This is a genomic window from Dyella sp. (assembly GCF_035508675.1).
Taxonomy (GTDB): Bacteria; Pseudomonadota; Gammaproteobacteria; order Xanthomonadales; family Rhodanobacteraceae; genus Dyella_B.
On sequence record NZ_DATJMN010000152.1, the window covers coordinates 1 to 8,440 of the forward strand.

General features: G+C 60.6%; 9 protein-coding genes and 1 tRNA gene. 6 read left to right on the forward strand and 4 right to left on the reverse strand.

Going from position 1 to position 8,440, the window contains the following annotated elements:
• A partial coding sequence (locus VMA74_RS08540; RefSeq protein ID WP_325366214.1) for an SUMF1/EgtB/PvdO family nonheme iron enzyme occupies positions 1 to 1,668 on the reverse strand: 1,668 nt, incomplete at its 3' end.
• A gap of 107 nt (positions 1,669 to 1,775) precedes the next feature.
• Here VMA74_RS08540 and VMA74_RS08545 point away from each other — a divergent pair.
• The 5 genes from VMA74_RS08545 (at position 1,776) to hepT (ending at position 4,822) form a co-directional block, all read left to right on the forward strand.
• A complete protein-coding gene (locus tag VMA74_RS08545; RefSeq protein ID WP_325366215.1) occupies positions 1,776 to 2,891 on the forward strand; it encodes a ribonuclease D in 1,116 nt (371 codons plus the stop codon).
• Between the two features lie 52 nt (positions 2,892 to 2,943).
• A tRNA-Ala gene (locus VMA74_RS08550) sits at positions 2,944 to 3,019 on the forward strand.
• Between the two features lie 103 nt (positions 3,020 to 3,122).
• Positions 3,123 to 3,872, forward strand: a complete 750-nt coding sequence (locus tag VMA74_RS08555; RefSeq protein ID WP_325366216.1) for an RBBP9/YdeN family alpha/beta hydrolase — start codon at positions 3,123 to 3,125, stop codon at positions 3,870 to 3,872.
• A gap of 145 nt (positions 3,873 to 4,017) precedes the next feature.
• Positions 4,018 to 4,413, forward strand: coding sequence for a type VII toxin-antitoxin system MntA family adenylyltransferase antitoxin (mntA, locus tag VMA74_RS08560; protein ID WP_325366217.1), 396 nt, complete (start codon positions 4,018 to 4,020; stop codon positions 4,411 to 4,413).
• A complete protein-coding gene (gene hepT / locus VMA74_RS08565) occupies positions 4,403 to 4,822 on the forward strand; it encodes a type VII toxin-antitoxin system HepT family RNase toxin (RefSeq protein WP_325366218.1) in 420 nt (139 codons plus the stop codon). Before mntA ends, hepT begins: the two co-directional genes overlap by 11 nt.
• A gap of 86 nt (positions 4,823 to 4,908) precedes the next feature.
• Here the strand turns inward: hepT and VMA74_RS08570 are convergent, their stop codons facing one another.
• Both VMA74_RS08570 and VMA74_RS08575 read right to left on the reverse strand, forming a co-directional pair.
• A complete protein-coding gene (locus VMA74_RS08570) occupies positions 4,909 to 5,169 on the reverse strand; it encodes a hypothetical protein (RefSeq protein ID WP_325366219.1) in 261 nt (86 codons plus the stop codon).
• Positions 5,166 to 6,413 carry an alkaline phosphatase family protein gene (locus tag VMA74_RS08575; RefSeq protein ID WP_325366220.1) on the reverse strand — a complete coding sequence of 416 codons (1,248 nt, stop codon included), beginning with the start codon at positions 6,411 to 6,413 and terminating at the stop codon, positions 5,166 to 5,168. Before VMA74_RS08575 ends, VMA74_RS08570 begins: the two co-directional genes overlap by 4 nt.
• 339 nt (positions 6,414 to 6,752) lie before the next feature.
• Here VMA74_RS08575 and VMA74_RS08580 point away from each other — a divergent pair, with 339 nt between their 5' ends.
• Complete coding sequence (locus tag VMA74_RS08580; protein WP_325366221.1) at positions 6,753 to 7,208, forward strand: hypothetical protein; 456 nt, start codon at positions 6,753 to 6,755, stop codon at positions 7,206 to 7,208.
• Here the strand turns inward: VMA74_RS08580 and VMA74_RS08585 are convergent.
• Positions 7,203 to 8,440: MASE1 domain-containing protein (locus VMA74_RS08585; RefSeq protein WP_325366222.1), on the reverse strand; the 1,238-nt coding region annotated here is incomplete at its 5' end. The genes VMA74_RS08580 and VMA74_RS08585 overlap by 6 nt on opposite strands.

Sequence of the window (8,440 nt, forward strand, 5' to 3'; positions counted from 1 at the left end):
GTCGTCGTATTTCGGGAACGCTTTCGCCCATGAGCGGCGGAAATGCGGCGAACGGTCGATGTCGCCGGTGAGATTCTCCAACGGCTTCGACGGATTGCTGTCGCCCCACGGATAACGCGTCGTCGATCCGGCACGCAGCGCGTATTCGAATTCGGCTTCGCTCGGCAGCCGGTATTTCTTGCCGGTGCGCTGGCTCAGCCATTGCACATAAGCATGCGCGTCATTCCAGGAAACGTTCACCACCGGCAAGTTGTCCGCCGCAGGATGGCCGGCATAGTCGTCCTCCCAGGTGGCGTTGGAAACGTCGCGCATCACGCCGGTGCGTTCGTCGTACACACTGGCGCCGCCTTGCGTGACGGAGTCGGGCTTGTAACCACTGGCGCGCACGAATTCGCGAAACTGCCCCACCGTGACGTCCGTTTGCGCGATCGCGAAACCCTTGTCGATGGCGACTTCATGCTGCGGGGTTTCGGCGTCGGTATGGCCAGGTTCGTCATCCGGCGCGCCCATCATGAACTTGCCGGTCGGCACCACCACCATGGTGGGCGACTGGCCATTCATATCCACATAGCGATCGGTGAACACCTGCCCCGGCTTGAAGCTGGCGTAGAGCCGCGCGTTGGTGAGGCGCTCCTCGAATTCGTTGAGGCCCGCCAGCTGCGGACTGATCGATTGCGCCTGCCCGGCCAGTTGCTTGGCCAGATCGATGTTGCCCGCATCCAGCGCCGAGCGCGCCTGCGCCAGTACGTTGGCGGCGCGCTGTTGGCGGATGTTGTCGATCTGGTTGCGCACGTCATGCAGTTGCGGCGAATCGGGCTGGATCGGCGTGGCTTCGGCCATCGACTGTTCCGCGCCGGTGAAGTCGTTCTGCGCCACCGCAGCCAGCGCACGATCGAGCACCACGCGCTGCACCTGCAGAATGCCTTGCGCCGCCACCGCGTTCTGCGGATCGAGCTTCTGCACCTGGCGATACACTTCCAGCGCATTGTCGCCGGCCGGCTTGTCCGCCTTGCCTTGCTGCAATAGCGCGGCAGCCTGGGCCAACATCGGGCGCACTTGCAGCAGCGTCTTCATGCTGGCTTCGAGCGGGGCAACGTCGTTGGCGCTGTTAGGCAACGCCTTGAGGTTATCCAGCAACGTGCCCGCCGATTGCGAATCGCCGACGGCGATGTCCTGCGTGATCTCCGCAATCAGATGCGTGCGCACCTGGTCCAGGCCCTGCACGGCGGCACGACTGTCCGGCTTGAGCTTGATCGCCGCCATGTACAAAGCCGCCGCACTGTGGCTGTCGCCGGCAATGCGTCCTGCCTCGAAGGCCTTGTCCGCCCGCTCCACCAAGGCTTTCACTGCGGGCGGATCGGCCGTGTTCTGCTCAGGCAGCGGCGCCGGCTTGCGCGCCAGGCGAGCAGCAATCACGGCGGTGGGCGCCAAGGTCAGCGGCGGCCCGGCGTTCACTTCATCCTGCACAGAAGGCACCGGCGCACTGCTGCGTGCAGCCACTGCTGGCGCAGCACGTCCCACGCCGGGCGCGCTGGGATTGGCTATTTCTTCCGGACTGACGTGAAAAAGCTCGGGAAAAAAGTGATAGGTCAGCCCAAAGGCCAACACCAGCACGCCAAGCGCTCCGCCCAATACACCCTGGCGTTGTACGGTTTCCTTGCTCGGCATGGTGGGCGTTCCGCGGCTGGCCTGCTATGGTTCGCTGCTTACCATATGGCACCACTGATGACGGGGCAATCGCGAGTTGCTTGTTCCGTGATCTCGAAGGAACGCACATGCCCCTGCCCTCCCCGCCGCCCCAGGCAGATTGGATCCAGCAACACAGCGAGCTTGAACAGTGGCTGGCCGGGCTGTCATCCGGCGCAATACTCAGCCTCGATACCGAGTTCATGCGGCGCAATAGCTTTTATCCGCAACTGGCCTTGCTGCAGCTCGGCGTGCAGGGACGCTACGCACTGGTCGACCCGCTTGCCTTCGACATCGGCAGCGCCTTGCAGCCGCTCGACCACGCAAACGTGATCACCCTGATGCACAGCGCCAGCGAAGACCTGGAAACGCTGTCGCCCTGGCTGCCGGAAGGCCCGCACGTACTGTTCGACACGCAGATTGCCGCAGCCTTTGTCGGCATGGGCCTGGGCCTCAGTTATCGCGCGCTGGTGGCGGAGCTGGTCGGCGCCGAACTGGACAAGGGCGAAACGCGCTCGGACTGGCTGCAACGCCCGCTCACCGCTTCACAACGTGAATACGCCACGCTGGACGTGGTCCATCTCGAAGCGGTCTATCACCCGCTCGCCGAACGCTTGGCGCAACGCGGACGCGCATCGTGGCACGCGGAAGATTGCGAGCGGCTCAAGCGCAAAAGCTGCCCCCGCGAAGGCGATCCGCAACCGCAATTGGCTTACCGTGGCGCCGCCGAATGGCCGCGCGAACAGCAAGCCTTGCTACGGCGCATCCTGCTATGGCGCGACACCACCGCCCGCCAACTGGACAAACCGCGCCCGTGGCTGCTGGAAGATGCGCTTGCCCTCAACATCGCCCAGCAGCCGCCCAGGCACCAGGAAGAACTGGACCGCCGCTGCGCAGGACAACGTGCGCTGCGTTCCCAGCAACGCGCCGAGCTGTTCGAACTGCTGCAGCCACCGATCAGTGACGAAGAAGCCGCCAGCACCTCCCCCATCCCGCCGTTTCCGCAAGGCAAGACCAAGCAGGCTCTAGCCGCGATGAAGCAATGCGTGGACAGCCTGGCCGCCGAACTGGACCTGCCACCCGGCCTGCTCTGCTCGCGCCGCGTGCTGGAAGAATTCGTGGTGACGGGCCAGTGGCCGGAAGCCCTGGAAGGCTGGCGCCGCGCGGTGCTTTTCGACCGGCTCACCCGCCTGCTGCCAAGCTGACCCAAGGGCTTGGCGCCTCCCCGGCACCGCTGCTACCATGTGCAGCTCGCGTGGGGCGGTAGCTCAGCTGGGAGAGCGTCGCGTTCGCAATGCGAAGGTCGGGAGTTCGATCCTCCTCCGCTCCACCAATTCCCTTCAAACAAAACAGCGCTTTATGCCTCACAGCATAAAGCGCTGTTTTGTTTTGGAGTGGACCCCATCGACTGTCACTTCGGAGCGAGGGCTTGGTACGTGATCGGCGCCGGACGCATCGATGAGAGCATGATCGACGTGGTCACCGAGCCGTACTTGGCCAAGCGATCGATCACCGCCCCCAGTTGCGCCGCTTGGCCGCGAATTTCGCATTCCCGCACGGAGTGCTCCACCTTTACGCTGTCAAAGCAGCCCGCCGGGCCTTTCATATGGCGTGACAGTATGCATGAACCTCGACAATCTCATATCGCCGAAACGTGCCGCGTCTTGCTCGTGCCCGGCATCGGCAATTCCGGCCCGACGCATTGGCAGAGCCACTGGGAATCGGAGCACGCTTCCTATGCTCGTGTGCATCAGGAAGACTGGGACCATCCCGTCTGCGCCGATTGGGTAGCCGCGCTGGAATGTGCAGCACAGCGCGCAGCGCCGAACCCGTTGCTGGTTGCACACAGCCTGGGATGCCTGGCGGTAGCCCATTGGCTTGCGCAAACGTCAATCAGCGTTGCAGGCGCCCTGCTTGTGGCCATTCCCGATCCCGACAGGGCAAGCTTTCCTGCTCAAGCCAAGGGCTTTGCCCCGATTCCTGGCAACCAGCTGCCGTGTCCAAGCATCGTGGTGGCCAGCGCCGACGATCCATACAGCTATATCGCATTCGCCCAGCAATGCGCCAAGGCCTGGAAAAGCAGGTTGATCAATATCGGCCGCGCCGGCCATATCAATGCAGCCAGTGGGCTTGGCCGTTGGGAGCAAGGTCATCGTATGCTTCGCTCGCTGCTCGCTGGTTCCTAGGAACGCGATGGAGTCCAGATCACTGGCGCGCAAAAGACTTGCGTCGGCTAACGCGCCAAGCATCCACTATCGATCGCCTCGCCGAATGCCACCAAACCATGATCAACTCCGACTTCACCAGCAAGTGCGATGTGCGGGAGAAAATATGAATCAGCTCGCCATAGTTCAGGCGCTACAAACCCAAGTACCTCATTTGTTGGCCATCTACGCCTTCGGCAGCCGCATTCAAGGCAGTGCCGGGCCGGACAGCGACCTCGACTTGGCAGTGCTGGTCGCAGGCTATGCGGAAACATTGGCCTTATGGACACTGGCCAATGACATGGCGGAGATAGCAGGCTGCCCAGTCGATCTACTTGATCTGCGAGCCGCCTCTACCGTGATGCAATACCAGATCATCACCACCGGTGAGCGCTGGTGGGCGCGCGACGCGCAAGCCGACCTGTTCGAGGCCGCGGTACTAAGCGAAAAAACCGCACTGGATACGGCACGCGCGGGCTTATTGGCAGATATTCAAAAAGAAGGGACCATTTATGGCCGATGACGTGCTCATCAACAAAGCCGCGAGCATTGAACGCTGCGTAGCGCGGGCACGAGAGGAATACGCAAGCGACCCGACCACCTTTGCCACTAATCTCACGCGGCAGGACGCCGCCATCCTGAATATCCAGCGCGCCTGCGAAGCCGCATTGGACATGGGCCAACACCTGATCCGCCGAGAAAGACTTGGCGTACCCCAAAGCGCGCGCGATGTATTTGCGCTACTGACCCAAGCCGGCTGGATCGACGTGACACTAGCCGACAGCCTGAAACGCATGGTGGGATTTCGCAATATCGCGGTGCACGACTACCAGACCCTCCAACTGCCGATTACAGTAAGCATCATCACCGCGCATCTGGATGAATTTTTGCAGTACAGCCGTGCATTACTACAGCACGACTCCGCAGAGTGACCGTGCTCTCGCCGTCGGAACGTTAGCATGCGATTTGGCGCCATGCGCATGGCGCAGTTGGCAGGCCCGGCGTTGACTTTTTCCTGTCACATTCCTTGTCGGCCGCCCCGCACCCCAAGCCGCTTCAACCGCTGCCTGCCACGCTCTTTCAACAGCAACGGCATCAACTCCTCGATGTACTTCCTGGCGTGTCCTCGCGTCGACATGAGATGAAAACGTCGATGCGCCTCGTCGTGTCCGACCAAGGCCATGTGCGCTTTTCTCAATACATGCAGATAGCCCATCAGGGGGCTGCCGTCACGCAGTAGCTCGTCGTCGCGTGGATCGGGAGCGGGTATGTGGCTCATGACCCGATCCCTTGCGGGCAATCCGCGCGGCAAGTAGCGGTGATCAGGGACAGCAGGTCGTTGGCGTTCTTGTCGCGGTCGGTAAGCGCCGGCAGCTTGAATAATCGCTCGATCGTGGCGAGCACGGAGCTGTGGTCGTAGGTGGTGTGGTCGATATGGCCTCGCGCTACCCAAGGTGATATCACGATGGCGGGTACGCGCACGCCATAGACGTCGAACAGGAATCCGTTGGTGTTCAAGGATGGGTCGGCACCATCGTTCGGTGGAGCGGCTTTGCCTGGCTTGGCCGAATCATAGAAGCCGCCATGCTCGTCGTAGAGGATCACCAGCAGGCTGCTTTCCCATAAGGGTGACTTACGGATGGCGTTATACACGCGAGCCACCAATTGATCGCCCCCGCTCAATCCATCCATCGGATGCTGCGAACTGCCGCCCTCGTACGTATCGTTCACGATGTCGCCGTAGCTCGGTTCGATAAAGGTGTAGTGGGCGGTGTAGTCGGCTGCAAGATCGCTCTCGAAATGCGATAAATCATCGATATCGAAAAAGCTGATGCCCTTGATGGAGGCCACCTGCGGCACGCGCCCCAATACCGAACCGGGATCGTCCTGATAAAGGCGATAGTTGCCTTTGCCCAGCGCATCGAAGATCGAACCCTTCGGGTGAGGGAAACCGTCGACACATTCCCACTCACTCATTTCGGCGGAGGTCGGCGAATGATCCAGACCCGCCGATGACGCGCCATGCAGGAAATATCGATTCGGCCAGGTCGGGCCAGGGAGCGACGAGTGCCAGCCATCGCACAGCACATACTCAGTAGCCAATTGATAAAGCGCGGGCGACTGCGTGCGAATGTCGGCACCGCGCATGATCTCGCCGGCCTCGTTCGCCTGTGCCGGCGTCCCTTCGTCCTTGGTCGTGGCGTAGTTGGAGACGAAGCCGGAGTTGTTGATGGGCGGATAGGCTTGCCCAGGCTGGTACTGGATGCCGGCGCCGCACAACTGCTCGAGCACGTCGGTGAATTCATGCCCGGGGTCGGCAGGCATCTGGACAGGCGCGCCATCGCCAAATGCGTAGACCGTACCGCCGTAGGTATTCGTATCCTTGGACGTCGCCACGGCGATGCCGGGTATCTCCGACAGTGCAAAGAGATGGTCGAACGAGCGATTTTCCAGCATCAACACGAACACATGCTGGATGGGGTTTTCAACCGACGACGATACAGCTGCGGCGTCTGTATTCATGGAGCCTCCCCTTTCCCCTCGATGCCCAAACCCGGCCGCGTAGGCTGGAATGTAATCCCAGCATCAGAAGCCGCTAGTTCCACCCGATGGTTATTCGAACAAACCAGGCCAGTGATACGCAACTGTAGTACTTCGGCATTTCGGAAAATCGAAACTTTTTCGGGTAATCGATTACGTACACGGCGACAGCACGCTGCGGCTTTCACAAAACCATCACGCCCCTCTATGGCCTGCTGAGTAGCGCTCTCGGCGCTCCCCGCTCATCACTTTTCCAGCGCAAGCGGAGAGCTAGATTGCGCTCCACTCCTACCAACCTCTCACCATGCAAGGGGAAACGTCATGCATAAAGTTACTCGTGCTGCACTCGGCATATTCATGGGCCTGAGCCTGTCCGGATTGGCCATTGCCGCGGAAGCGCCTGCCACGGGCTTGGGGCAGGCTTGGCCCAATGCCGTGGATGTCAGCTTGAGCCCGCACTGGCACGTCTACGTGTTCGTGTTGGACGGCGTCAAGTACATCCAGGTCAATGACATCAACGGCAACGTGGTCGGCGCGGTCGGCACGGCTGGGGGACAGTTCATTACACTGCCGATTGGGGAAGACGCGCAGTATGTGTCGACGCCGCAGCAGCGTGCGGCGCACCTATCCTCCATGAAGGCAGCAACGCCGACGACGGTTTATCGCGATAGTGCAACCGTGGTTACTGCGACACCATTGAACAATGGGACGACCGCACTCGATGCGGCGGCAACAACTTCGTGCCCAGACCCCGAACAATGCGGCAATCTGTTATGAGATTCGGGTACCACCGGCGGCGTTGTCGCCGCCGGAAACCGGGTCGAACAACAGTGCGCTGATAAATTTTCCCTCTGCATGCGTACGCACCTTCGCCCTTCCCTCAAAAATGGCAGCGCGATCTCGAATAGCCCGCAAGCCCAGACCACTACTCGGCCGCGCCAGGTAGGCATGCAGCTCATCCCAGCAAATGCAGGCCATGCGAATCGGGTCGACTTTAAGGCCGATTCGTACTATGACGGCACGGCGACCATGCGCCTCCAGGCATCGAATTTGCACGCGGATGTCGCTTACGTCTTCTTTCGCGCAAATGTCGGCAATTGCATCGTAGACAATGCGATAAACAGTCATGCGCAACGTTGCGGAAAGACAACTCAAGGGTCCACGCACGTCACACGAATAAAGCAGCCCGGCATCATTCAACAAGCGAGGCATAGGCCCCTCACGCAACGCTATAGGCAACCCTCTCTCTCGGACGGAAACCGGATACAAACTGTCTGCCAGCTTATGAAGCTGCTCTTGGGCAACGAGCGCATGGCGTTGATAGCCACGATCATCCACCGCCGGCTGCAAATGCCGAAGGCGCCCCAGCATCATGGCAAACCCGGCCTGGATGGTTTCACGCACCTGCTCCAAGGTCTGCGATGCCATGCGCAACTGCATTTCTCCAATGTAGACGTTACGTTGCGCGAGAGCGAAGGCCATGCGTACATCCGCCCGCTCCTGCTCGGCACGATGATCGAGCGTCGCAATGCGCGCGCCCATCAGAAGCATGGTGGAAATGGCAAATGCAACGAGAATTTCCGCCTGGATGGTATGGTGATCGTACAACGCCGGCATCAATAATTTGATAGCGCAACTGGCGATGGCTCCGCCTATCGCTGCACCTTGCCAACCATGTCTAAGCGCAAGCCAGACCACCGGGAGAAACATCGCGATTTGGACAAATTGACGCGTATCGGCCTCCGCTGGCGAAGAAAGTCCAAGCCACAGCAAAAACGCCAAAATAGGCAGCCCCAGGCAAGTACTTTCGAAAACCAGCCGACTCTCCGTCACCCGGGTATACAACTGGCGCAAGCCATGCTGTTTGACGGCTTGATGGATAGCCAGCACAAGTGGAGCAATAGTAAGCGCCCCCAAATAGCCGCCGATAAAATAGCGTGCAGCGAGTGCCCCGTTATGGACCACATAGTCCTTGGGAAGATGCATCAAGTTCACGCTTAAGACGCCTC